This window comes from Streptomyces sp. A0642 (assembly GCF_004795105.1).
Taxonomy (GTDB): Bacteria; Actinomycetota; Actinomycetes; order Streptomycetales; family Streptomycetaceae; genus Streptomyces.
In genome coordinates, this window is sequence record NZ_SSBL01000022.1 from 93,557 (window position 1) to 115,468 (window position 21,912).

A 21,912-nucleotide genomic window follows, 5' to 3' on the forward strand; every position below is an offset into this window, starting at 1 on the left:
CCCGTGGAAAACGGCGTGCGACGACAGCGCGTCCCTACGAGCGCCGGGCGTGGCCGGGGAACGTCCTCAGAGCTCCGACCTGCCTGATGACGGCCTCGGCGGGGTGCCGGCAGTTCGCAAACGAGCGTGACGGGGAGATTCGGTAAGCAAATCTGCGAGATTGAGTGAACGCACGTCCAAAGGGCCCGCACGGTGGCGCGGCACGCTCGGGAAGGCATGTTCCGGGCGGCGGCCCGGTGCTGACGGCCCGCAGCCGCCCGGGCCGGTTGCGTCGCGCCGGTCGCGCACGCGGAGCGGGCCAGGAGACGGCCGTTCACACGACGGGCAGCACGACGCTCTCCGCCGCGGCGAACGTGACGCCGACCCGCGCGTCCTCGTCCGGAGTGCTGTTCAGCGCGCACTCCGCTTCCAGGACCGGCCCCCGTTCGGGGTGCAGCTTCACCGCGACGTGGTTGCCGCGGAAGGTGCGCGCGCCCACGGTGCAGCGCAGGCCGTCCTGCGGGCCGCCGATCAGGACCCCGGCCGGACGCACCAGCAGATCGCACGCCCCCTGCGGCGATCCCGTCGGCACCGGCACCTTGCCCCACTCCGTGGCCGCCACCTCGCCGGTGACCGTCGCCTCCACCACGTTGTCGAAGCCGAGGAAGCGGGCGACGAAGGCCGAGGCGGGGCGCTGCCAGACCTCCAGCGGCGAGCCCACCTGGGCGATGCGTCCGTCGCGCATCACGACGACCCGGTCGGCGAGCGCGAAGGCCTCGCCCTGGTCGTGGGTGACGGCGAGCACCGTCGTGCCCAGCCGGCCGAAGAGCGTGCGCAGTTCGACGACGAGGCGTTCGCGCAGACTCCGGTCCAGCTGCCCCAGCGGCTCGTCCAGCATCAGCAGCTTGGGCCGCGGGGCGAGCGCCCGGGCGAGGGCGACGCGTTGCTGTTCGCCCCCCGAGAGCGCGGCGACGGCCCGCCGTTCGGCACCGGGCAGGCCCACCAGGTCGAGGAGTTCAGCGACCCGGCGGTCCCGCTCGTCCCGCTTCACGCCGTGCATCCGCAGCCCGAAGGCGACGTTGGCGCCGACGTCGCGGTGCGGGAAGAGCTGGTGGTCCTGGAACATCAGGCCGAGCCCGCGCCGGTGCACCGGAACGCCGTCCTGGTCCTCGCCGCCGAGCAGGACCCGCCCGCCGTCGGCCTGCTGGAGTCCGGCGACGAGCCGCAGCAGGGTGGACTTCCCGCTGCCGCTCGGCCCCAGGACGCACACGATCTCGTGCGCGGCGACCTCCAGGTCCACGGCGTCCAGCGCGGCCCGGTCGCCGAAGCGCACGGTGGCCGAATCCAGTGTCAGCATCTCTAGAACTCCCCGGACCGGTCCGTGCGGATACGTTCGAGCAGCAGCAGCGACGCCGCGCACACGAGCATCAGGATCGTGCTCAGCGCCATCGCCTGCCCGTAGTTGAGCTCCCCCGACCGGCCCAGCAGCCGGGCGACGGCCACCGGAAGCGTGGGATTGTCGGGCCGCGCGATGAACACCGTGGCCCCGAACTCGCCCAGCGACACGGCGAACGCGAATCCGGCGGCGACCAGCAGCGCCCGGCGCACCAGCGGCAGGTCCACCTCGCGCCAGGCCCGCACGGGCGAGGCGCCGAGCACCGCGGCCGCCTCGCGCAGCCGCCCGTCCACCGCTCTGAGGACCGGAAGCATCGTGCGGACGACGAAGGGCACCCCGACCAGCGCCTGGGCGAGCGGCACCAGGATCCAGGACGTGCGCAGATCCAGCGGGGGCTTGTCGAGCGTGATCAGGAAACCGAAGCCCACGGTCACGGCGGAGACGCCGAGCGGCAGCATCAGCAGCGCGTCGAAGCCCCGGACGAGCCGGCCCGCCTTCCGGGTCAGGGCCGCGGCCGCCAGTCCCCCGACGACCAGCGCGATGAGGGTGGCGACCACGGCGTAACGCAGTGAGTTCCCGATCGCCTCGATGGGGGCGACCAGGAACGTACCGCTGTTCGCCTCCGCCGAGCCCAGCGCGCGGTAGTAGGCGAGACCGTGACCGCCGGACACGTCGAGCGACCGCTCCACCAGGACGGCGAGGGGGAGCAGGATCAGCACGAGCACCGTCAGCAGCACACCGCCGAGCAGCGTCCACTGCGCAGCGCCGCGCGGCCTGCGGGCCGTCTGCGCCGGATCGACCAGCTTCAGCGCCCTCTCCCTGCGCCGCACGGTCCAGGCGTGCACGGCGAGTACGGCGCCGACCGCGACGAACTGCACCAGGGTCAGCACGGCGGCGGTGGGCAGATCGAGGAGTTGTGCGGTCTGCCGGTAGATCTCCACCTCCAGTGTGGAGAAGCCGGGGCCGCCGAGGATCTGTACGACACCGAAGGAGGTGAAGGTGAAGAGGAACACCATCAGCGCCGCCGCGGCCACCGCGGGGCCGAGGGCGGGGAGGGTGACGCGGCGCCAGGCGGCGAAGCGTCCGGCGCCGAGCACCCGCGCGGCCTCCTCCTGCCGGGGGTCGAGCTGGGACCAGAGTCCGCCGACGGTGCGCACGACGACGGCGTAGTTGAAGAACACATGGGCCAGCAGGATCGCCCACACCGTGGTGTCGAGGCGGACGCCCCAGAGTTCGTCGAGGAAGCCGCCGCGGCCGAGCAGCGCGAGGAACGCCGTGCCGACGACGACGGTCGGCAGGACGAACGGCACGGTGACGATCGCCCGCAGCAGCTGCTTGCCCGGGAAGTCGAACCGGGCGAAGACGTAGGCGCCGGGCAGCGCGATCAGCAGGGTCAGCGCGGTGGACGCGAACGCCTGCCAGAGGGTGAACCAGAGCACGCCCCCGATGTCCGGCCGGCTCAGCACCTCGCCGAACCGCCCGAACTGCCACACCCCGTCCGCCTTGAGCCCGCGCCCCACGATCGCGGCGACGGGATAGGCGAAGAACACCGCGAAGAAGGCCACGGGCACGGCCATCAGACCGAGCCGTAGCGCGCCCCCGCGCAACGACCGGGCGCGCGCGGCCTTCCCGCGCGCGCCCGGTCCGCGTACGGGAGTCTTCGCTACTTCACTACGAGCGAGGACCATGACTGGACCCACTGCTCACGGTTCTTGGCGATCTCGTCCGGGGCGACGGTCGTCGGCTTGCCGACCGTGGCGCCGAACTTCGTGAAGAGGTCCGGCACCTTGGCGCCCTTGGTGACCGGGCTGACGAACATGTTGAGCGGCATGTCCTCCTGGAACTTCTTGCCGATCAGGAAGTCCAGCAGGGCCTTGCCTCCCGCCGGGTTCTTCGCCCCGTCGAGCAGGCCGGCGAACTCGATCTGCCGGAAGCACGTCCCGGTGGCGACGCCGGTGGGGGCGGTCTTCGGCTGCGGGTCCGCGTAGAGCACCTCGACGGGCGGACTCGAGGCGTAGCTGACGACGAGCGGCCGGTCGGCCTTGGCCTTCTTGCCGCCCGCGGAGCCGGAGAACTCCTCGTTGTACGCCTGCTCCCAGCCGTCGACGACCTTGACGCCGTTGCTCTTCAGCTTCTTCCAGTGGTCCTGGTAGCCGTCGTCGCCATAGGTGGCGACGGTGCCGAGGAGGAAGCCGAGGCCGGGCGAGGAGGTCGCCGCGTTCTCGGTGACGAGCAGGTTCTTGTACGCGGGCTTCGCCAGGTCCTCGAAGGTCTTCGGCGGCGCGAGCTTCCTGTCGGCGAAGTACTTCTTGTCGTAGTTGACGCAGATGTCGCCGGTGTCGATGGGGGTGACCCGGTGCTTGTCCGCGTCCAGTTGGACATCGGCCGCGACCCGGCCGATCCCCTTGGCCTCGTACGGGGTGAACAGACCGTGGTCGAGGGCGCGCGAGAGAAGGGTGTTGTCGACGCCGAAGAACACGTCACCGCGGGGCGAACCCTTGGTCAGGATCTCCTGGTTGAGGGCTGCGCCCGCGTCACCGCTCTTCAGCACCTTGACGGTGTAGCCGGTCTCGCGGGTGAACTCCTTCAGTACGTCCTTGGAGGCGTTGAAGGAGTCGTGGCTGACGAGGGTGACGGTCTTGGAGCCCGTTCCCTCGGTGCCGCCGTTGCCGGAGGCGGGGTCGTCGGAGCTTCCGCAGCCGGCCAGCGCGGTCGCGCCGAGCGCGGCGGCGACGGCCGTCGCCGCGATCTTCTTGGTGGTGCTCATGTGATTCCTCCTGGGATGACCAGGAAGAGACGCGGCCCTGCCCGCTTCCGGGGGAAACCGGAAGCGGGCAGGGCGCAACAGCTTGAGTAAGGTCCGAACTTCCTACCCGGAATGACCCGGGCGAGGTTCAGAGGGTCTGCGGCCAGCCTGTCCTCGGTGCCGCACTCTCAGCGCTGTGGCGCTCCCCTGTCGGAATATGAAGTTGATTTCGAGCCCAGGCTACACGCCCGGTTTCGGCCTCAGCGCTCGGAGGCCGCCAGCTGTCCGCAGGCCCCGTCGATCTCCTGGCCGCGGGTGTCGCGAACGGTCACCGGCACCCCGTGGGAGGCGATCGCCTCGACGAACGCCTTCTCGTCCTCGGGCCGCGAGGCGGTCCACTTGGAGCCGGGCGTCGGGTTCAGCGGGATGAGGTTGACGTGGACCCGCTTGCCCTTGAGCAGCCGGCCGAGCCGGTCGCCCCGCCACGCCTGGTCGTTGATGTCACGGATCAGCGCGTACTCGATGGAGATGCGGCGGCCGGACTTCTCCGCGTACTCCCACGCGGCGTCCAGGACCTCGCGCACCTTCCACCGGGTGTTCACCGGCACGAGCGTGTCACGCAGCTCGTCGTCCGGGGCGTGCAGCGACACCGCGAGACGGCACTTGAAGCCCTCGTCCGCGAAGCGGAGCATCGCGGGGACGAGACCGACGGTGGAGACCGTGATGCCGCGCTGCGAGAGCCCGAGGCCGTCGGGCTCGGGGTCGGTCAGGCGGCGGATGGCGCCCACGACGCGGTTGTAGTTGGCGAGCGGCTCGCCCATGCCCATGAAGACGATGTTGGAGAGCCGGGCGGGCCCGCCGGGGACCTCGCCGTCGCGCAGCGCCCGCATGCCGTCGACGATCTGGTGGACGATCTCGGCGGTGGACAGGTTGCGGTCGAGACCGGCCTGGCCGGTCGCGCAGAACGGGCAGTTCATGCCGCAGCCGGCCTGCGAGGAGATGCACATCGTGACGCGCTCGGGGTAGCGCATCAGGACGGACTCGACCAGGGTCCCGTCGTGCAGCTTCCACAGCGTCTTGCGGGTGGTGTCGTCGTCGCAGCTGATGTGGCGGACCACGGACATCAGATCGGGGAACATCGCCTCGGCGAGCTTGCCCCTCGACGCGGCGGGGATGTTGGTCCACTCCGCCGGGTCGTGCGCGTACCGCGCGAAGTAGTGCTGCGAGAGCTGCTGGGCGCGGAAGGGCTTCTCGCCGATCGCGGCGACGGCTTCCTTGCGCTCGGCGGGCGTGAGGTCGGCGAGGTGCCGCGGCGGCTTCTTGGCTCCGCGGGGCGCGACGAAAGTGAGTTCTCCGGGCTTAGGCATGGTTCTTCCAGTGTCGCAGACACGCCGTGGTGCTTGCGGTCGTCACCGAGGAGGGCGGTCATCGGGCCGCCGCCGACTGCCCCGCGACGGCCCCGCGACGGCCCCGGCCGCACGCACGGCAGTGAGCGATCGCACTCCGGCGGCCGGCTCCGCGACGGCCCTGCGCGCGCACAGGTGGGCCCGTGCGGCCTCCCGGGGAAGGCGGTACGCGAGCGGCGAGGCGGGCGGCCACGGTGCCGATGGATCGGGGCGGGCGGGGTATCCGGGAGCCGAGAAGGACATTCCGCCCCATGCGCAGGAGGTACGTGCCGTGCACACCGTGAAGAACTGGTTCAGTCACAGCCTGGCCGGGCAGGCACTCGTGGTCTTCGTGCTGGGTATGGGCTTCAGCGCCGTGTTCCGCCGGAACGACCATCCGGGCTTATGGGTGGTCCAGAGCCTGCTCTACAGCGTGGTGATCATCGGGGTCCTCGCTGCTCAGCGCCGCAGAACCGCCCGCGCGACCGGTGCCGACCCCCGCACGGTCGTGAGCCTCAACCGCAGGATCCGGCATGGTGAAGTGCCTCGGGATCCCGAGGAGCGGGCGATGATGCGGCGGCTGGTGGACGATCAGCTGGGGAAGATGGAGCGGGGTGGCCGGTGGCTGCCGTACTGGCTGGGCTTCATGGGTCTCAGCGCGGTCGGCATGCTCGTCCTCGGCGCCACCACGGGCTCGCTGGTGTTTCCGCTGGTCTTCACGGTCGCGGTGGCCGCGTTCTGCCTCTGGATCCTGTGGATGCGCCGCCGGGCCATGGAGATCCACCACCACATGCGCTCGGCCCTCCGCGACCCGAGCTGACGGGTGCCGTCGTCGCGGCCGGTCCGCCCTCCCCCGCAGATGCGTGAGGGCCCGCCGTCCGGTGGACGGCGGGCCCTCACGCAGAAAAAGCGCCTGGAGCCGCTCAGCCGGAGCCGACGAAGATCACCAGGAGCAGCCAGACCACCGGTGCGGTCGGCAGCAGGGAGTCCAGCCGGTCCATGATCCCGCCGTGGCCGGGCAGCAGCGTCCCCATGTCCTTGATCCCGAGGTCGCGCTTGATCATGGACTCGCCCAGGTCGCCCAGGGTCGCGCTGGCGGCGACCGCGAGGCCGAGCAGCAGGCCCTGCCACCACGAGCCGTCGTCGATCAGAAACTGCATGCACAGCGCACCGGCCACCATCGCGAAGGCCACCGCTCCGAACAGGCCCTCGCGGGTCTTGCCGGGGCTGATGCGCGGAGCGAGCTTGTGCTTGCCGAACCGCCAGCCGACGGCGTACGCGCCCGTGTCGCTGACCACCGTCAGCAGCAGGAAGGTCAGGACCCGCTGCGGTCCGTCGTCGGCTGTCAGGAGCATGGCGACGAAGGTCGCCAGGAACGGCACGTAGAACGCGGCGAAGACCCCGGCCGTGACGTCCTTCAGGTAGCCGTCGGGCGGCTCGGTCATCCGCCAGACGAGCACCGCCAGGGCGGTCAGCGCCATGGCGATCCACGCGCCCTCGGCTCCGCGGGCGTAACCGGCCACGATCATGGCCGCGCCACCGATCGCGAGAGGCACGAGGGGCGCCTTGATGCCCTTGCGCTCCTCCAGCCGGGAGGTGAGCTCCCACAGACCCACGACGACGGCGACCACGATCACGCCGACGAAGACGGCCTTGACGATGAAGAGCGAGGCGACGACGACGGCACCGAGCCCGACGCCGACCCCTATGGCGGATCCCAGATCACGGCCCGCACGCTTCTTCTGCGGGGGTGGCGGCGCGGTGGACATGGGCTCCTGCGGCTTCTCGTCGCGGAACAGGGGGCCACCGCTCAGGCGTGCGGCGGCTCCCCGGTCCCCGTCATCGTCACTGTCTCTACCTGCGTCGGGAACGTCCGGCACGATGGGCATGGGCCGAGTCTGCTGGGCGTCATGCACATCGTATGCAGGACCCGCCGGAGCGGCCCGCATCTCGGGCGCAGCCCTGTGGCCGGCGCCCTGCGGGACGCCCCGGGAAGAGTCGTTCATCAGACTTCGAGCAGCTCGGCTTCCTTGTGCTTCAGCAGCTCGTCCACCTGCGCGACGTACTTCGCGGTGGTGTCGTCGAGCTCCTTCTCGGCGCGGCGCACCTCGTCCTCGCCGGACTCCTTGTCCTTGACCAGCTTGTCGAGCGTCTCCTTGGCCTTGCGGCGGACGGCCCGGATCGAGATCTTGGAGTCCTCGGCCTTGGTCTTCGCGACCTTGATGTAGTCGCGACGGCGCTCTTCGGTGAGGTCGGGGAAGGTCACCCGGATGATATTGCCGTCGTTGCTCGGGTTGACGCCGAGGTCCGAGTCGCGGATGGCCTGCTCGATGTTGCGCAGCGCGGTCTTGTCGAACGGCGTCACGACGGCCATACGGGGCTCGGGCACCGAGAACGAGGCCAGCTGGTTGATCGGGGTCAGCGCGCCGTAGTAGTCGGCGACGATCTTGTTGAACATCGCCGGGTGCGCACGGCCGGTGCGGATCGCGGCGAAGTCCTCTTTCGCGACCACGACGGCCTTCTCCATCTTCTCCTCGGCCTCGAGGAGGGTTTCTTCGATCACCACGTGCTCCTGCGTGTCTTGAGTGGGCCCGGCGTGCTCGGGCCCGGCGGGTCCTGCGTCGCGTCCTCACCTGCACGGTGTCCGACCGGCAGGCCGTTGTCCATCCTTCGTGGCCGTCCAGCGGGCCCCCGGGAACGCCCCGGGTGCCCCCGGACCGGTCCCCCGGTTCTCAGGCCCGGGTGCTCCGGTCACTCACGAGCGAGCCGATCTTCTCACCCTTGACCGCGCGGGCGATATTGCCCTCGGCGGTCAGCTCGAAGACGAGGATCGGCAGCTGGTTGTCACGGCAGAGCGTGATCGCGGTGGCGTCGGCGACCTTGAGATCGCGGGCGAGCACCTCGCCGTACTCCAGCGCGTCGAACTTCACCGCGCCGGGGTTGGTCTTCGGGTCGGAGTCGTAGACCCCGTCCACGCCGTTCTTCCCCATCAGCAGCGCCTCGGCGTCGATCTCCAGGGCGCGCTGTGCCGCGGTGGTGTCGGTGGAGAAGTACGGCATGCCCATGCCGGCGCCGAAGATGACGACGCGCCCCTTCTCCAGGTGCCGTACGGCACGCAGCGGAATGTACGGCTCCGCGACCTGGCCCATGGTGATGGCCGTCTGGACGCGCGAGTCGATGCCCTCCTTCTCCAGGAAGTCCTGGAGAGCGAGGCAGTTCATGACGGTGCCGAGCATGCCCATGTAGTCGGACCGCGCCCGGTCCATGCCGCGCTGCTGGAGCTCGGCACCGCGGAAGAAGTTGCCGCCGCCGATGACGACCGCGATTTCCGCACCGTCGCGGACGACTGCCGCGATCTCGCGGGCGATGGTGTGCACGACGTCGGGGTCGACGCCGAGACCCCCGCCGCCGGCGAACGCCTCTCCGGACAGCTTCAGCATGAAGCGTCCGCGCACCTTGCCGTCATCGCGCCTGTGGTCACCTGTGGCGGCGTCCGCGCCCTTGTTCATGGAGATTCTCCTCGTGCACATACGAAGAAGGCCATTGCCGGTGGGTCCGATGTCCCTCAGCGGCAATGGCCTCCTCGTCAGATCTGCGGTCGTACGGCGGTGTGCGGCCGTCGACTGCACCAGACCCTATCGGGGTCCACCGTTTTTCGCGGACGGACTCAGATGCCGACCTTGATGCGCGTGAAGCGCTTCAGGGTGACACCGGCCTCGTCCAGGACCTTCTGGACGGACTTCTTGTTGTCCAGCGCGTACGGCTGGCCGAGGAGGGTGGCCTCCTTGAAGAAGCCGTTGACGCGACCCTCGACGATCTTCGGGAGCGCGGCCTCGGGCTTGCCCTCGGCGCGCGTGGTCTCCTCGGCGACACGACGCTCGGCCTCGACGACCTCGGCCGGGACGTCCTCGCGGGACAGGTACTTCGGCGCGAAGGCGGCGATGTGCTGGGCAATGCCCTTCGCCAGCTCGGCGTCGGCCTTGTCCAGCTCGACCAGAACACCGATCTGCGGGGGCAGGTCGGGCATGGTGCGGTGCATGTAGACCGAGACGTAGGCGCCGTCGAACTGCGCGAAGCGGTCCAGGACGATCTTCTCGCCGAGGTTGGCGTTGGCCTCGTCCACGTACGCCTGGACGGTCTTGCCGGGCTCGATCTCGGAGGCGAGGAGCGCCTCGATGTCGGCCGGGGACGTCGCGGCGACGTGCTGCGCGAGCGTGTTGGCGACGGCCTGGAACTTGTCGCCCTTGGCGACGAAGTCCGTCTCGCACTTCAGCTCGAGCAGGACGCCCGACGTCTTGTCGTCGGAGACGACGGAGACGACGGCGCCGTTCTCGGCAGAACGGCCCTCGCGCTTGGCGACGCCCTTCTGGCCCTTGATACGGAGCGCCTCGACGGCTCCGTCGACGTTGCCGTCGGCCTCGTCGAGCGCCTTCTTGCAGTCCATCATGCCGGCGCCGGTGAGCTCACGGAGCTTCTTGACGTCAGCGGCGGTGTAGTTCGCCATGAGTCTGTATTTCTCTCTCGAAGTCTGAAAGATCTACGGGTGAACGGCGGGGGCGGTGCCTGTGGCACCGGCCCCCGCCGTCTTCAGCCGTGACGGGTGTCAGGCCTGCTCGGCGTCCGCGGCCGGAGCCTCGGCCTCGGGGGTCTCGGCGGCAGCCTCGGCGGCGGGGGCCTCGGCGGCCTCCGCGTCCGCGACCTTCTCGGTCTCGGCGGAGGTCTGGACCTCGGCGTCGGCCTTCTTGTCGCCCTCGAGCAGGTCGCGCTCCCACTCGGCGAGCGGCTCGCCGGCGGCCTTCTCGCCCGGCTTCGAGTCGCCGGTCGCGGCACCGGAGCGGGCGATGAGGCCCTCGGCGACGGCGTCGGCGATCACGCGGGTGAGCAGGGTGACGGAGCGGATCGCGTCGTCGTTGCCCGGAATCTTGTAGTCGACCTCGTCGGGGTCGCAGTTGGTGTCCAGGATCGCGACGACCGGGATGTGGAGCTTGCGCGCCTCACCGACGGCGATGTGCTCCTTCTTGGTGTCGACGATCCAGACGGCGCTCGGCACCTTCTGCATCTCGCGGATACCACCGAGGGTCTTCTCCAGCTTGGCCTTCTCGCGGGAGAGGACCAGGAGCTCCTTCTTGGTGAGGCCGGAGGCGGCCACGTCCTCGAAGTCGATGAGCTCGAGCTCCTTCAGACGCTGAAGGCGCTTGTAGACGGTGGAGAAGTTGGTGAGCATGCCACCGAGCCAACGCTGGTTGACGTACGGCATGCCGACGCGCGTCGCCTGCTCGGCGATGGCCTCCTGGGCCTGCTTCTTCGTACCCACGAACATGATGGAGCCGCCGTGGGCGACGGTCTCCTTGACGAACTCGTAGGCGCGGTCGATGTACGACAGCGACTGGAGCAGGTCGATGATGTAAATGCCGTTGCGCTCGGTGAAGATGAAGCGCTTCATCTTCGGGTTCCAGCGACGGGTCTGGTGACCGAAGTGGACGCCGCTTTCCAGCAGCTCCCGCATCGTGACGACGGCCATGGCCGTACTCCTTGAGGTGCTCGGTTATCGCGACCGCAGGTTTGCTGTCGCGCCTGACGCCCCGACGCGCCGTGCCACGAAGGACCGAGGAGCGCGGCCACCCCCGAAGAGGGAGGTGGCGGGGCGTGCGAAGTCGACCCGGTGACCCGGATCGCCAGAGAAAGTGTACGGGACCGGCCGGGTGCCGGGTGACGGCGCTGTCCACAACCGGCCGGTAGTCCACAGATCCGGTCCATGATCCCCCCGGAACGGGGCCCCGGGGGACGCTGACGGCATGCGACTCACATCTGAACGGGGCTGTGGTTCCGGGAGCCGGAGAGGCCGTGGTTTCGCTGGCCGGCGACGCCGTGCCGGCAGCCGCCGAGGCGCGGCGGCCGACGGAACAGGGACCGGCGGGACGGCGCGGGGGGCCCGCCAAGGTGCGGGGACCGACGGGACCGGGACCGGCGTGACGGCGCGGCGGGGCCGCCGAGGTGCGGCGGCCGCGTCGGGGCTGCTGCCGATGGCGCTGCTCCTCCTCATGGTGCTGCTCGCGGTGGGGGGCGGCGGGCTGTACGCGCCGGCGGCACCATGGCCCCCGCCGAACGTGGCCGTTGCAGTGGGGGCTGCGGGTGATCCGGGGGCCGCGGACGCAGTGGGGGCTGCGAATCATCCAGGGGCTGTGGGTGCAGTGGGGGCCGCGCATCATCCGGAGGCTGTGGGTGATCCGGGGGCCGTGGTTGATCCGGGCGCTGTGGATGATCCGGCGGGGGGCCGGGTCTGGCCGTTGGAGGGGCGCCCACCGGTTCTGCGCGGGTGGGAGCCGCCCGCCACCGCGTACGGGCGGGGGCACCGCGGCGTCGACCTCGGCGCCCCTCCCGGCGCGCGGGTCCTCGCGGCCGCGGCGGGCCGGGTGTCCTTCGCGGGCGGAGTCGCGGGGCGCGGAGTGGTGGTCATCGAGCTGGCGGGGACGGGCGATCCGCCGCTGCGGACCACCTACGAACCGGTGCGCCCGCTGGTCGAGAAGGGCGACGAGGTCGCGGCGGGTCAGGTGGTGGCGGTGTTGTCGGGCGGGCCGTCCCACTGCCCGTCCGGGTGTCTGCACTGGGGCCTGCGGCGCGCGGAAGCCTATGTGGACCCGCTGTCGCTGCTGCCGCCGTCCCTGCTGCGGCGCGGCCCTTCGCGGCTGCTGCCGGTGTCGGGCGTGCCCGTACCCGCCCCCTCGTCGACCGGGGCCGCGTCGCGCGCAGGGCGTCAGCCCTGGTCGCCGCCGATGCCCCGGACGCCGTTCAGGATCATGGCGACGGCGGTGTCCGCGATCACTCCGGGCTCCTCCGCCACGCTCAGCTCGATACGCCGGACCGCCGCGTCCACGGAGCCCTGGAGCAGCATGGCCGCGAGCCGCGGCTGCTCGTGTCCGAGGTCTCCGAGGGCCTCCACGATCATGGCGATCAGACCGCCGTGCGCCGCCCGGATCTTCTCGCGCGCGCCCGCGTCCAGCTCGCTGGCGGAGATCGCGACGACGGCCCGGTGACGCCGGTCCCCGACGAGATCGAGCTGCCGCCGGACGTACGCCTCGACCTTCTCCTCGGGCGTCCCCGCCCGCTGCATGGCGCTCTCGACCTCGGCCGCCCACACGGGGAAGTCGACCGCGCAGAGTTCCTCGACGACGGCGGCGCGGGAACGGAAGTACTCGTAGACGGAGGACCGTGCGAGACCTGTGCGTTCGGCGAGGGCGGGGAAGGTCAGCGCCTCCGTCCCTCCCTCGGACAGCAGGGAGCGCGCTGCGTCCAGGAGGGCGCCGCGCTGCATGGTCCGGTGCTCGGCCACGGAGGCCGCTCGAATCCTGGGCACACGACCACTCTACGGCGGCCGGTGTTCACGAGGAGGGCGGGCGGGTAGACCCGTCGGCCGGAGCGCCCGCCGCCGGCGGCTGCCCGGCTCCAGGCCCTGCCCGTCGTGGGCCGGCCCGGGCCGTCCGGGCGGTCGCTCCGGGGCTGCCCGGCTCCAGGCCCTGCCCCTCGTGGGCCCACCCGGGCCGTCCGGGCGGTCGCTCCGGGGCTGCCCGGCTCCAGGCCCTGCCCGTCGTGGGCCGATCCGGTCCGTCCGGGCGGTCGGTCCGGGCTGCTCAGCGTCCGGCGTCGGCCAGCTTCGCACGCAGTTGCAGCACGGACTTGGTGTGGATCTGGCTGACGCGGCTCTCGGTGACCCCGAGGACGTTGCCGATCTCGGCGAGGGTCAGTCCCTCGTAGTAGTAGAGCGTGACGACCGTCTTCTCACGGTCCGGGAGGGTGTTGATCGCGCGGGCGAGCAGCCGTCTGAGCTCACGGTCCTCGGCCACCTCCACCGGGTTGTCGGCGGCGGTGTCCTCCAGCGTGTCCATCAGGCTCAGCCGGTCGCCGCCCTCACCGCCCACATGGAGCAGCTCCTCCAGCGCGACCACGTTGGCGAGCGACAACTGGCTGAAAACCGCGTGCAGTTCCTCCAGCGCGATGCCCATCTCGGCGGCGACCTCCGCTTCCGAGGGCGTACGCCGCAGTTGCGCCTCCAGGGTGGCGTAGGCGCGCTCGACCGCCCGCGCCTTCTGGCGCACGGAGCGGGGGATCCAGTCCAGCGCCCGCAGTTCGTCGATCATCGCGCCCCGGATGCGGGTGATCGCGTACGTCTCGAACTTGATCGCGCGCTCGATGTCGAACTTCTCGATCGCGTCGATCAGTCCGAAGACCCCCGAGGAGACGAAGTCCGCCTGCTCGACGTTGGACGGCAGACCCACACTCACCCGGCCGGCGACGTACTTCACCAGAGGCGAGTAGTGCAGGATCAGCTGTTCCCGCAGCCGCCCGTCGCCCGTGGTCTTGTACGAGCGCCACAGCTCGTCGAGCGAGGAGGGGGCGGGCGGGCGCACAGTGCCACGCGCAGCCGGTGGCGCTGCCGCGCGGTCAGACCCGGAGGTGTGCTGGGGCATGTGGTGCCTTGAGCCGTTCTGCCGTGAAGTGCTGGGGGACGTGTGTCTGGGCCGGAATCCTTGTGAGCGTAGCGTGACTGAGGCGTCGCGGTCCGCGCAGGACGGGGGTTCGGGGCTGGGCGCTTCCCGGCGCACGGACCTGGAGCAGGACAGGGTGGCGGATACGACCGCGCAGCTGAGCGAGGACACGACAGGTGCCCGAGGCCGTCGCGTCGCGCGCCGGCCCCGGAGGCGTCGCCGAAGGATCCACCGGGGTCATCGGCATCACCTTTTCACCCGTATGCCCCAGGTCAAGAACCGCCTCGCCGCGCGTCGTCATTGCATGTCGGCCGCTTCGTCAACCTCCATCCGTCGCCTTCGCGTTCGACGAACCCCAGTGAGTGCAGTTCGTACAGCTTGCCGAGTGCCTCGTCCTCGCTCGTCGCCGCCGCACACGCCACCTCCCGTCCGTTGACGGAGCCGTGGGCCGGCAGGGCGTCAAGCACCCTGGCGCAGACGGGGTCCAGGTGATCGCGCGGCAGCATCGGACCACGTCTCGGCGGGGCCAGATCTCCGATGTCGCCCACCATCTCCGCGACTTCGGCGGCATCCGTCACCAGCACCCCTTCGCCTCTCAGGAGTTCGTGGACGCCCGCCGACAGACCGCTGGTGGCGGGGCCCGGCACCCCCATGGTGTGGCGGCCGAGCCGTTGCGCGCACCGGGCGGTGACCAGTGAGCCGCTGCGGTACTCGGCCTCGACGACGACCGTGCCTCGCGTCAATGCGGCGATCACCCGGTTCCTGAGGATGAACCGGCTGCGGGTGGGGTGGTCGGCCGGTGGCAGTTCACCGAGGACGAGCCCTTGTCCCGCGATGCGTCCGATCAGTTCGGCGTGGCCGCGGGGGTAGGCGACGTCCACCCCGCAGGCCAGGACCGCCATCGTCGCCCCGCCGACGGCCAGGGCACCCCGGTGAGCCGCCCCGTCGACGCCGAAGGCCGCCCCCGAGACGACCACCCACCCCCGCTCCGCCAGGCCCGCGCCGAGCGTCGTCGCCATGTGGGCCCCGTACGGTGTGCAGGCCCGGGCCCCCACCACGGCGACCGAGCGCAGCGCCCAGAGCCGCAGATCGGGCGTGCCCCGCACCCAGAGTCCCGTCGGTCTCGCGTCGCCCAGGTCGTCGAGCTGGCTCGGCCACTCCCGGTCGCCGGGGCAGACGAATCGCCCGCCCGCCGCGGCGACCGCCGCAAGGTCCCGCTCGGGCTCGACGGTCCTGGCCCGCAGCCGGTAGGCGGCGAGCCGCCTCGCGGTCATCCCGCTCAGCCGCTCGGCCGAGCCGTCCGCCGTGGTGATCCGCCGCATCAGCTCCGCGCCACCGCATTCCCGCAGCCAGCGCCCGCCTCGCATGTCCCCCGGCTCCAGGACCCGGGTCAGCGCCGCCCGGGCCAGCCGCTCCCGGTCGCTCGCGCCACCGCGGGCGCCCGTGCGGCCGGGCCTCCGGTCGTCGGCCGCGGGCCCTCGCGGTCCGGCCGTCGCGCCCGGTCCGCCGGCGGCCGCACACTCCTCCCGCCCCCGGCCGGTCATGACGCCGCCGCGCCCATCCGGGCTCCGCGCGGAATCCCGGTGCGCAGCTCCAGGGCCACCTCGATGTCCGAGGCGTCCGGGCGGCCGGCTCCGCGCAGATCCGCGACCGTCCACGCCACCCGCAGCACCCGGTCGAGGCCGCGCGCCGTGAGCAGACCGCGCTCCATGTCCCGCTCGGCCGCCATCAGGGCACCCGGGGCCGCGGCCAGCCTGGTCCTCAGCTCATGTCCCGGCACCTCGCTGTTCGTGGCCCACGGAGTGCCCGCCAGCCGCTCCGCCGCCCGCTCCCGGGCCCTGATAACCCGGCCGGCGACCACGTCCGTCGACTCGCCCGGCCCGCCCCGGCCCATGAGGTCCTCGCGTCTGACGGGGTCGACGGTCACCCGCAGGTCCACCCGGTCCAGCAGCGGCCCCGAGAGCCTGGCCTGGTACCGCCGGACCGCCGAGGGCGGGCATTCACAGCCCGCCCCGCTCAGGGTGTGCCGGCCGCACGGGCACGGATTGGCGGCGAGCATCATCAGGAAGCGGGCCGGAAGCCGCACCACTCCGGCGCTGCGCGCCACCACGACACACCCCGACTCCAGCGGCTGACGCAGCGCGTCCAGCGCCCGTACCGAGAACTCCGGCGCTTCGTCCAGAAAGAGAATCCCGCGATGTGCGAGCGAGACCGCTCCGGGGCGCGGCAGTCCGTTGCCCCCGCCGATGAGCGACTGCATGGTCGCCGAGTGGTGCGGCGCGCAGTAGGGCGGGCGGGAGACCAGCGGTTCGCCCGGTGGCAGGATGCCCGCCACCGAGTGGACCGCGGTGACTTCCAGGGCTTCCTGCCTGGTCAGGGGCGGCAGAATGGCGGGCAGCCGTTCGGCCAGCATGGTCTTGCCCGCGCCCGGCGGTCCCCACAGCAAGAGGTGGTGGCCGCCCGCCGCTGCGACCTCCAGAGCCATGCGCGGCCGTTCCTGACCCGCGACGTCGGCCAGATCCGGCCGGCCGCCCTCGCCCTGCGCGGAGCCCCTGGCGATCCCGGTGCCCATACCGGCGCCGGGCACCATCAGCCCGGCCAGCATGGTGTCGGGACGCCCCTGGTCATGGGCCTCCGGCTCCTCGGGCACCGGCTCGTCGCAGAGCACGGCGATCAGCTGCCGCAGGCTGCGGACCCCGAGCACGGAGACCCCGGGGACCAGCGCGGCCTCGCCGGCGGTCTGCTCGGGGACGACCACCTGCCGGTATCCGGCCTCCGCCGCGGCCAGGACGGCGGGCAGGATGCCGCGCACCGGCCGGACCCTGCCGTCCAGCCCCAGCTCCCCGATCATCACGACATCGGCGATGGAGGCGGGATCGATCCGCTCCGCGGCGCCGAGCACGGCGCAGGCGACGGCCAGGTCGAAGCCCGATCCGCCCTTGGGCACCGAGGCCGGTGACAGTCCCACCGTGAGTTTCTTCTGCGGCCACTCCGCACCGGAGTTGACCACGGCGGCCCTGACCCGGTCCCGGCTCTCCACCAGGCTCTTGTCCGGCAGTCCGACCAGGGTGAATGCCGCGACTCCGGCCTCCAGGTCCGCCTGGACCTCGACCACCACACCCTCGACGCCGACGAGGGCCACCGAGCAGGCCCGGGCGAACGCCATCAGGCCACCCCCCGGGCGTGCTCCGCCACGGGCGCGCCGCGCCGGGGCAGGACCACGCCGACCAGGTCGATCCGCACCCCGCCGGGCGGCGGACCGCCGTGCCCGGCCACCCAGAGCTCGGCCAGCCGCCGCAGACGGTCCGCCTTGACCGGGGTGACCGCGGCCATCGGGTGCTCGAAGGCCCCCGCCCTGCGGGTCTTCACCTCGCAGATGACGAGCGCGTCACCGTCCTTCGCGACGATGTCGATCTCACCGGCGCCACAGCGCCAGTTCCGTTCCAGTACGGACATGCCGGCATCGGTCAGCAACCGTGCCGCCAGGTCCTCGCCGTACCGCCCGAGTGCCCCCCGTGCGTTCATATCGGCACCACCTCCGGCACCGACTGTGACGCGTCCGCCCCGGGCTAGTGGATCTTGGTGGACAACTTCACCGTTGTGGACAACTCAGCCACCCGGAAGCTCGAGATCGCTCTTGTTGAGCTCCTCGATGTTGACGTCCTTGAACGTCAGGACCCGTACCTGCTTGACGAAACGTGCGGGCCGGTACATGTCCCAGACCCAGGCATCCGCCATGGACACCTCGAAAAACACCTCGCCCTGGACCGAGTGCACCTGCATCTCGTAGTCGTTGGTGAGGTAGAAGCGCCGTTCGGTCTCGATCACATATTTGAACAGACCGACGACATCGCGGTACTCCCGGTAGAGCTTCAGCTCCATCTCGGTCTCGTACTTCTCGAGGTCCTCGGCGCTCATTGGCATGTTCCCCTTCAGCCGTGCGTTCCCCCATTGTGCGCCAGGGCCCTGCGTCCCCGGTCGCTCAGGCGATTTCGGGGGTCAGCACCAGCGGCGTACCCGGAGGACCCTCGTCGAGCAGCGTGCGCAGCAGCTCGGCGAGTCTGGTCGGGTACACCGTCTCACGCGCCGCCGACAGTTCGGCGGAGGTCCACCACCTCAGCCCCGTGACACTGCGGCGTTCCAGCCCGGTCTGCCCGCTGGTGTCCGTCGCGGTCTGCGTCGTCCGGGCCAGGAAGTACCACTCGTCCTGCTCCCAGCGCCGCCCGTCGAACGGGAAGGAGCACATCCGCTGCCAGAGCAGCGGGCCCAGCTCGACGTCCGTGATCCCGGTCTCCTCGGCCAGCTCGCGCAGGGCGGCCTGCTCGCGCGTCTCGTCGCCCTCGAGGCCGCCGCCGGGGGTGAACCACCAGGTGCTCGCCGGGTCCTCCGGTTCGAACCCGTGCATCAGCAGAATGCGGTCCTCCGGATCGAGGAGCACCAGGCGGGCGACCTTGCGCCTCTCAGCGGGCACCCGCGGTCGCCCTCTCCGGCTTGTTCCGCTTCGAGCGGGCGGACCGTCCCGCGAGGGGCCCGTACACCGCACCGCCCAGGATGAGCGCCACCCCGCCGGCCATGGCCCAGAGCTGAAGCTTCAGCGGTCCCTCGGAGGACACCCCGCCGGGCAGCGCGGCAAAGGTCCGGGGCCGTCCGATCATGCCGCCCAGCGGCCAGGCGACGGCGTCCACCCGGGCCTGGACGGCGCTGCGGGGCACGGAGCCCTGGCCGCCCTCCTCCAGGTGGACCCGGGAGTCCAGCGAGGACCTGCGGTCGTCACCCAGGAGGAAGAGCTTGCCCTTCGGGACCTCGGCCGTGAAGTCGTTCGCCGAGGCGGGGTCACCGGCCGGAAGATACGATTCGTCGACGGGTATGCCGTTGACCGTGAGCCGGCCGCCCTTCTCGCAGCAGGCGATCTTGTCGCCGCCGATCCCCACGACGCGCTTCACCATCGGCATGTCACCCCAGGCCTTGTCGGTGAAGACCACCACATCGCCCCGGCGCACCTCGCTGCCGTCCACCCGCTGGGCGAGGACCCGGTCGCCGGCGTTCACCGTCGGGGTCATCGACTCGGTCGGCACCGTGTACGGCCGGTACACCACGGCCGCCCAGGCGAAGCCGCCGAGGAAGAGCACACAGCCGACGGCCACGGCCAGCCCCGACAGCTTGCTGCCGAGCCGGCCGTGGCCGTCTCCCGTACGTCCTGTTGCACTCATCGCAGCGTCCCCCATCGGAGATCGACAATCGCTGATCCGAGTCGGCACCCTACCCGGCGGTACGCCCGCCGGTCAGCCTCCGCCGCCGCCAGAACACGAGGGGCAGCGCCCCGGCTACACCGAGTGCTCCCGGCGCCAGCCCCGCCGCGGCGTTGATCCCCGGCTGGTCGAAGGTCTTCGGCACCGGCAGCGTCGCCCACCGGTTGACCGGCCACGCCACGACGATGGCCCGGCCGACGACCTCGTCGGTCGAGACGGTGCCGCCGCCCGGCAGTTCCTGGTGGTAGCGCGAGTCGAGGGAGTTCTGGCGGTGGTCGCCCATCACCCAGATACGGCCCTTGGGGATCTTGATCGGACCGAACGGCTCGTCGTTGCAGGGCGTGTTGCCCTCGAAGATGAACGACTTGTCGTCCAGCGCCTTGCCGTTGACCGTGACAGGGCCGTTCTTCTTGCACTCGACCGTGTCACCGCCGATCGCGATCACGCGCTTGATCAGGTCCTTCTCCTCGGCCGACGGCATCAGGCCGATGAAGCTCAGGAACTTCTGCACCATGTTCGGGTCGGGCGCCGCGGTGTCCTCCAGCCAGCCCCCCGGGTCGTGGAAGACCACCACTTCGCCCCGCTCCGGCTCGGAGCCGAACCATGGCGTCAGCTTGTCGACCAGCACCCGGTCGCCCCGCTGCAGCGTGTTCTGCATCGAGTCCGAAGGGATCGAGAACGCCTGCACCAGGAACGTCTTGATCAGCAGCGCCAGAATGAGCGCGATGCCGATGAGGAGGGGCAGTTCCTTCCAGAAGGAGCGGGGCTTCTTCCGCGCCGTGCTGCCACTGCCCTGGGAGCCGCCTTCACCCTCCGCCGGGTCCGCTGCCGTCCCGGCGGGCTCGGCATGGCCCGGATTGTCCGGCCGGTCCTCGGGTTCGTCGTGTCCGGATCGCGCGCCGACCGCCAAATCCCCCACATCCACTCCTTATTCCGTGCCACCGCCTGCGCCCTAGCCGGTGCAGGCCCACCACTCCCATAACGAGCGGGAGTTCCGCAGGGGTCGGGAGACGGGTCAATCCGTTGGGATCCTGGGACACACTATTCGACTGCCGGGCTCCGGCAGCCGCCCCGGCACGCGCGTCCGGGACCGAGGAGAACGCCGAACGTTCCTCCAGCTCGCGCCAGTGTCCGAGGGGCCAGGCGATCACCACGGCCCGTCCCACTACCGCGTCTTCGGAAACCGTGCCGTGCCCCGTCTTGTCCAGGTGGAATCGCGAATCGGCCGAATTGGAGCGATGGTCCCCCATCACGAAGATTCTTCCGGGTGGAACCTTTACCTCGAATTTGATCGTGGAGGGCGAATCGCCGGGATGGATGTAGGGCTCGTCGACCGCCACACCGTTCACCGTGAGCCTGCCGTCCTGCTCGCAGCACTTCACCGTGTCGCCGCCGACGGCGACCACCCGCTTGATCAGGTCCTGCTCGTCGGCGGAGGGCAGCAGCCCGATGAAGGTCAGCGCCTCCTTCATCTGCTTGATGACGACGGGTGACTCCTCGGACTCCTCCACCGGGTTCGGCGGCGGCCAGTCCGAGGGGTTCTTGAACACCACGACGTCGCCGCGCTCCGGCCTGGACCCGAACCAGGGCGTCAGCTTGTCCACGAGCACCCGGTCCCCGATCCGGATGGTCTGCTCCATCGACCCCGACGGGATCACGAAGGCCTGCACCAGAAAGGTCTTGAGCACCAGCGCGATCAGCAGCGCCACGGTGATGAGAAGGGGGATCTCCTTGACCGCCGACCTGCGCCGCTTCCGCTTCACCTTGCGCGCCAGCTTGCGCCGCTCGGCGCGGGTGGGCAGTGAACGCGGGGCCGTCGGCCGGGTGCCGGTGGGCAGCGGGATCTCCGGGTCCGCCGCGCCGCGGTTCCGCCCGCGGTTACCCATGCGCCGGACCGGGAGCGGGTACGCCGTCGAAGGCCGAGGTGTCCGGAACGGACCCCAGCCGGCCCAGCGGCCAGCCGAGCCAGTCGGCCCGGCCGATCACCCTGTCGACGGGCACCATGCCGCCGCCCGGTTCGCCGAGGTGATCGCGGGAGTCGCGGGAATTGCTCCGGTGGTCGCCCATCATCCAGAGCGTGCCGTCGGGCACGACGATGTCGAAGGGTGCCCGGGACGGCGGGTCCCCCGCGAACAGGTACTCCTCGTCCACCGGCCGGCCGTTCACCTCGACCCTCCCGCGCTTGTCGCAGCAGACCACCCGGTCGCCCCCCACACCCACCACCCGCTTCACGAAGTCGGTCTCGGCGGGCTCCGCGAGCCCCAGAGAGGCCGCCGCGCCGTGCAACAGTCCGGTCACGGGGTTCTCCGGCGGCGTCTCCTGGACGAAGGAGCCGGTCCCGTCGAAGACCACCACGTCGCCGCGCCGGGGCGCGGAGCCGAAACGGTACGCCAATTTGTTGACGAGCACCCGGTCCCCCACCCGCAGCGTGGACTCCATCGAGCCGCTGGGAATCAGGAAGGGCTGCACCACGAAGCTGCTGAAGAGCAATACGCCGACCGCGCAGACGGCGCCGAGCGCAAGGGTCCGCCGCCAGGACGTGGAGGCGGCGAAACGGCTCGGGATACGCGAGAAGCGCGACCCCTCCTCCGTTCCCGTAGCGGGTGCGGAGGAGCGGTCGCGCTCCAGGGGTTCTGCTTCCGTGTCCATCGGAGCCAGAGCTTATCCGGCCGTC

General features: G+C 71.2%; 21 protein-coding genes, 1 pseudogene and 1 riboswitch. Of the genes and pseudogenes, 2 read left to right on the top strand and 20 right to left on the bottom strand.

Annotated features, from left to right (window positions below):
* Positions 1–313: 313 nt before the first annotated feature.
* From E6R60_RS28640 to rlmN, 4 genes are all read right to left on the bottom strand, one after another.
* Positions 314–1,336, bottom strand: a complete 1,023-nt coding sequence (locus E6R60_RS28640) for an ABC transporter ATP-binding protein (RefSeq protein ID WP_136329588.1) — start codon at positions 1,334–1,336, stop codon at positions 314–316.
* A 2-nt stretch (positions 1,337–1,338) separates the two neighbouring features.
* A complete protein-coding gene (locus E6R60_RS28645) occupies positions 1,339–2,952 on the bottom strand; it encodes an iron ABC transporter permease (protein WP_136329589.1) in 1,614 nt (537 codons plus the stop codon).
* A gap of 86 nt (positions 2,953–3,038) precedes the next feature.
* The gene (locus tag E6R60_RS28650) at positions 3,039–4,142 is read right to left on the bottom strand and encodes a thiamine ABC transporter substrate-binding protein (protein ID WP_136329590.1); all 1,104 of its coding nucleotides are present in this window, start codon (positions 4,140–4,142) and stop codon (positions 3,039–3,041) included.
* An 81-nt stretch (positions 4,143–4,223) separates the two neighbouring features.
* Positions 4,224–4,340, bottom strand: a riboswitch (TPP riboswitch).
* A 41-nt stretch (positions 4,341–4,381) separates the two neighbouring features.
* The gene (gene rlmN / locus E6R60_RS28655; RefSeq protein WP_136329591.1) at positions 4,382–5,488 is read right to left on the bottom strand and encodes a 23S rRNA (adenine(2503)-C(2))-methyltransferase RlmN; all 1,107 of its coding nucleotides are present in this window, start codon (positions 5,486–5,488) and stop codon (positions 4,382–4,384) included.
* A gap of 310 nt (positions 5,489–5,798) precedes the next feature.
* On the opposite strand from rlmN, the gene E6R60_RS28660 reads away from it, so the two are divergent.
* Positions 5,799–6,326 (top strand): hypothetical protein, encoded by a 528-nt coding sequence (locus E6R60_RS28660; protein ID WP_136329592.1) that lies wholly within the window; start codon positions 5,799–5,801, stop codon positions 6,324–6,326.
* Between the two features lie 103 nt (positions 6,327–6,429).
* Here E6R60_RS28660 and E6R60_RS28665 read toward each other — a convergent pair whose 3' ends face one another.
* The 5 genes from E6R60_RS28665 to rpsB all read right to left on the bottom strand — a co-directional run bounded on the left by E6R60_RS28665 (position 6,430) and on the right by rpsB (position 11,027).
* The gene (locus E6R60_RS28665; RefSeq protein ID WP_136329593.1) at positions 6,430–7,512 is read right to left on the bottom strand and encodes a phosphatidate cytidylyltransferase; all 1,083 of its coding nucleotides are present in this window, start codon (positions 7,510–7,512) and stop codon (positions 6,430–6,432) included.
* On the bottom strand, positions 7,512–8,069 hold the full coding sequence (frr, locus tag E6R60_RS28670; RefSeq protein ID WP_037690170.1) for a ribosome recycling factor: 558 nt from the start codon (positions 8,067–8,069) through the stop codon (positions 7,512–7,514). Before frr ends, E6R60_RS28665 begins: the two co-directional genes overlap by 1 nt.
* A gap of 169 nt (positions 8,070–8,238) precedes the next feature.
* A complete protein-coding gene (pyrH, locus tag E6R60_RS28675; RefSeq protein ID WP_136329594.1) occupies positions 8,239–9,015 on the bottom strand; it encodes a UMP kinase in 777 nt (258 codons plus the stop codon).
* 158 nt (positions 9,016–9,173) lie between these two features.
* Entirely contained in the window at positions 9,174–10,010 is an 837-nt protein-coding gene (tsf, locus tag E6R60_RS28680; protein WP_136329595.1) for a translation elongation factor Ts, read from the bottom strand.
* 99 nt (positions 10,011–10,109) lie between these two features.
* Entirely contained in the window at positions 10,110–11,027 is a 918-nt protein-coding gene (rpsB, locus tag E6R60_RS28685; RefSeq protein ID WP_136329596.1) for a 30S ribosomal protein S2, read from the bottom strand.
* Between the two features lie 502 nt (positions 11,028–11,529).
* Here rpsB and E6R60_RS37865 point away from each other — a divergent pair.
* A pseudogene (locus E6R60_RS37865) lies at positions 11,530–12,222 on the top strand (M23 family metallopeptidase); the annotation flags it as partial.
* A gap of 38 nt (positions 12,223–12,260) precedes the next feature.
* On the opposite strand, the gene E6R60_RS28695 reads toward E6R60_RS37865, so the two are convergent.
* From E6R60_RS28695 to lepB (E6R60_RS28745), 11 genes are all read right to left on the bottom strand, one after another.
* Entirely contained in the window at positions 12,261–12,836 is a 576-nt protein-coding gene (locus E6R60_RS28695) for a TetR/AcrR family transcriptional regulator (RefSeq protein ID WP_136329621.1), read from the bottom strand.
* A gap of 298 nt (positions 12,837–13,134) precedes the next feature.
* The gene (gene whiG / locus E6R60_RS28700) at positions 13,135–13,971 is read right to left on the bottom strand and encodes an RNA polymerase sigma factor WhiG (RefSeq protein WP_136329597.1); all 837 of its coding nucleotides are present in this window, start codon (positions 13,969–13,971) and stop codon (positions 13,135–13,137) included.
* A gap of 290 nt (positions 13,972–14,261) precedes the next feature.
* Positions 14,262–15,356, bottom strand: coding sequence for a DNA-processing protein DprA (gene dprA / locus E6R60_RS28705; protein WP_240802709.1), 1,095 nt, complete (start codon positions 15,354–15,356; stop codon positions 14,262–14,264).
* A 173-nt stretch (positions 15,357–15,529) separates the two neighbouring features.
* A complete protein-coding gene (locus tag E6R60_RS28710; protein WP_136329599.1) occupies positions 15,530–17,155 on the bottom strand; it encodes a YifB family Mg chelatase-like AAA ATPase in 1,626 nt (541 codons plus the stop codon).
* Complete coding sequence (locus E6R60_RS28715; RefSeq protein ID WP_136329600.1) at positions 17,155–17,514, bottom strand: YraN family protein; 360 nt, start codon at positions 17,512–17,514, stop codon at positions 17,155–17,157. The genes E6R60_RS28710 and E6R60_RS28715 overlap by 1 nt, the downstream gene beginning before the upstream one ends.
* 84 nt (positions 17,515–17,598) lie before the next feature.
* A complete protein-coding gene (locus E6R60_RS28720; protein WP_003965949.1) occupies positions 17,599–17,907 on the bottom strand; it encodes a DUF2469 domain-containing protein in 309 nt (102 codons plus the stop codon).
* 64 nt (positions 17,908–17,971) lie between these two features.
* On the bottom strand, positions 17,972–18,460 hold the full coding sequence (locus tag E6R60_RS28725) for an NUDIX hydrolase (RefSeq protein WP_136329601.1): 489 nt from the start codon (positions 18,458–18,460) through the stop codon (positions 17,972–17,974).
* Positions 18,450–19,199 (bottom strand): signal peptidase I, encoded by a 750-nt coding sequence (gene lepB, locus E6R60_RS28730; protein WP_136329602.1) that lies wholly within the window; start codon positions 19,197–19,199, stop codon positions 18,450–18,452. Before lepB (E6R60_RS28730) ends, E6R60_RS28725 begins: the two co-directional genes overlap by 11 nt.
* Before the next feature lie 49 nt (positions 19,200–19,248).
* Positions 19,249–20,148, bottom strand: coding sequence for a signal peptidase I (gene lepB, locus E6R60_RS28735; RefSeq protein WP_136329622.1), 900 nt, complete (start codon positions 20,146–20,148; stop codon positions 19,249–19,251).
* Positions 20,045–21,124, bottom strand: coding sequence for a signal peptidase I (lepB, locus tag E6R60_RS28740; protein WP_136329603.1), 1,080 nt, complete (start codon positions 21,122–21,124; stop codon positions 20,045–20,047). Before lepB (E6R60_RS28740) ends, lepB (E6R60_RS28735) begins: the two co-directional genes overlap by 104 nt.
* The gene (gene lepB, locus E6R60_RS28745) at positions 21,117–21,887 is read right to left on the bottom strand and encodes a signal peptidase I (protein ID WP_136329604.1); all 771 of its coding nucleotides are present in this window, start codon (positions 21,885–21,887) and stop codon (positions 21,117–21,119) included. The genes lepB (E6R60_RS28740) and lepB (E6R60_RS28745) overlap by 8 nt, the downstream gene beginning before the upstream one ends.
* Positions 21,888–21,912: the final 25 nt, after the last annotated feature.

Bases quoted from the DNA above. Each gene is read 5' to 3' on its own strand.
- E6R60_RS28640 (WP_136329588.1), bottom strand. From the start codon at position 1,336: ATGCTGACACTGGATTCGGCCACCGTGCGCTTCGGCGACCGGGCCGCG.
- E6R60_RS28645 (WP_136329589.1), bottom strand. From the start codon at position 2,952: ATGGCCGTGCCCGTGGCCTTCTTCGCGGTGTTCTTCGCCTATCCCGTC.
- E6R60_RS28650 (WP_136329590.1), bottom strand. From the start codon at position 4,142: ATGAGCACCACCAAGAAGATCGCGGCGACGGCCGTCGCCGCCGCGCTC.
- rlmN (WP_136329591.1), bottom strand. From the start codon at position 5,488: ATGCCTAAGCCCGGAGAACTCACTTTCGTCGCGCCCCGCGGAGCCAAG.
- E6R60_RS28665 (WP_136329593.1), bottom strand. From the start codon at position 7,512: ATGAACGACTCTTCCCGGGGCGTCCCGCAGGGCGCCGGCCACAGGGCT.
- pyrH (WP_136329594.1), bottom strand. From the start codon at position 9,015: ATGAACAAGGGCGCGGACGCCGCCACAGGTGACCACAGGCGCGATGAC.
- tsf (WP_136329595.1), bottom strand. From the start codon at position 10,010: ATGGCGAACTACACCGCCGCTGACGTCAAGAAGCTCCGTGAGCTCACC.
- rpsB (WP_136329596.1), bottom strand. From the start codon at position 11,027: ATGGCCGTCGTCACGATGCGGGAGCTGCTGGAAAGCGGCGTCCACTTC.
- whiG (WP_136329597.1), bottom strand. From the start codon at position 13,971: ATGCCCCAGCACACCTCCGGGTCTGACCGCGCGGCAGCGCCACCGGCT.
- dprA (WP_240802709.1), bottom strand. From the start codon at position 15,356: ATGCGAGGCGGGCGCTGGCTGCGGGAATGCGGTGGCGCGGAGCTGATG.
- E6R60_RS28710 (WP_136329599.1), bottom strand. From the start codon at position 17,155: ATGGCGTTCGCCCGGGCCTGCTCGGTGGCCCTCGTCGGCGTCGAGGGT.
- E6R60_RS28715 (WP_136329600.1), bottom strand. From the start codon at position 17,514: ATGAACGCACGGGGGGCACTCGGGCGGTACGGCGAGGACCTGGCGGCA.
- E6R60_RS28720 (WP_003965949.1), bottom strand. From the start codon at position 17,907: ATGAGCGCCGAGGACCTCGAGAAGTACGAGACCGAGATGGAGCTGAAG.
- lepB (WP_136329602.1), bottom strand. From the start codon at position 19,199: ATGAGTGCAACAGGACGTACGGGAGACGGCCACGGCCGGCTCGGCAGC.
- lepB (WP_136329603.1), bottom strand. From the start codon at position 21,124: ATGGGTAACCGCGGGCGGAACCGCGGCGCGGCGGACCCGGAGATCCCG.
- lepB (WP_136329604.1), bottom strand. From the start codon at position 21,887: ATGGACACGGAAGCAGAACCCCTGGAGCGCGACCGCTCCTCCGCACCC.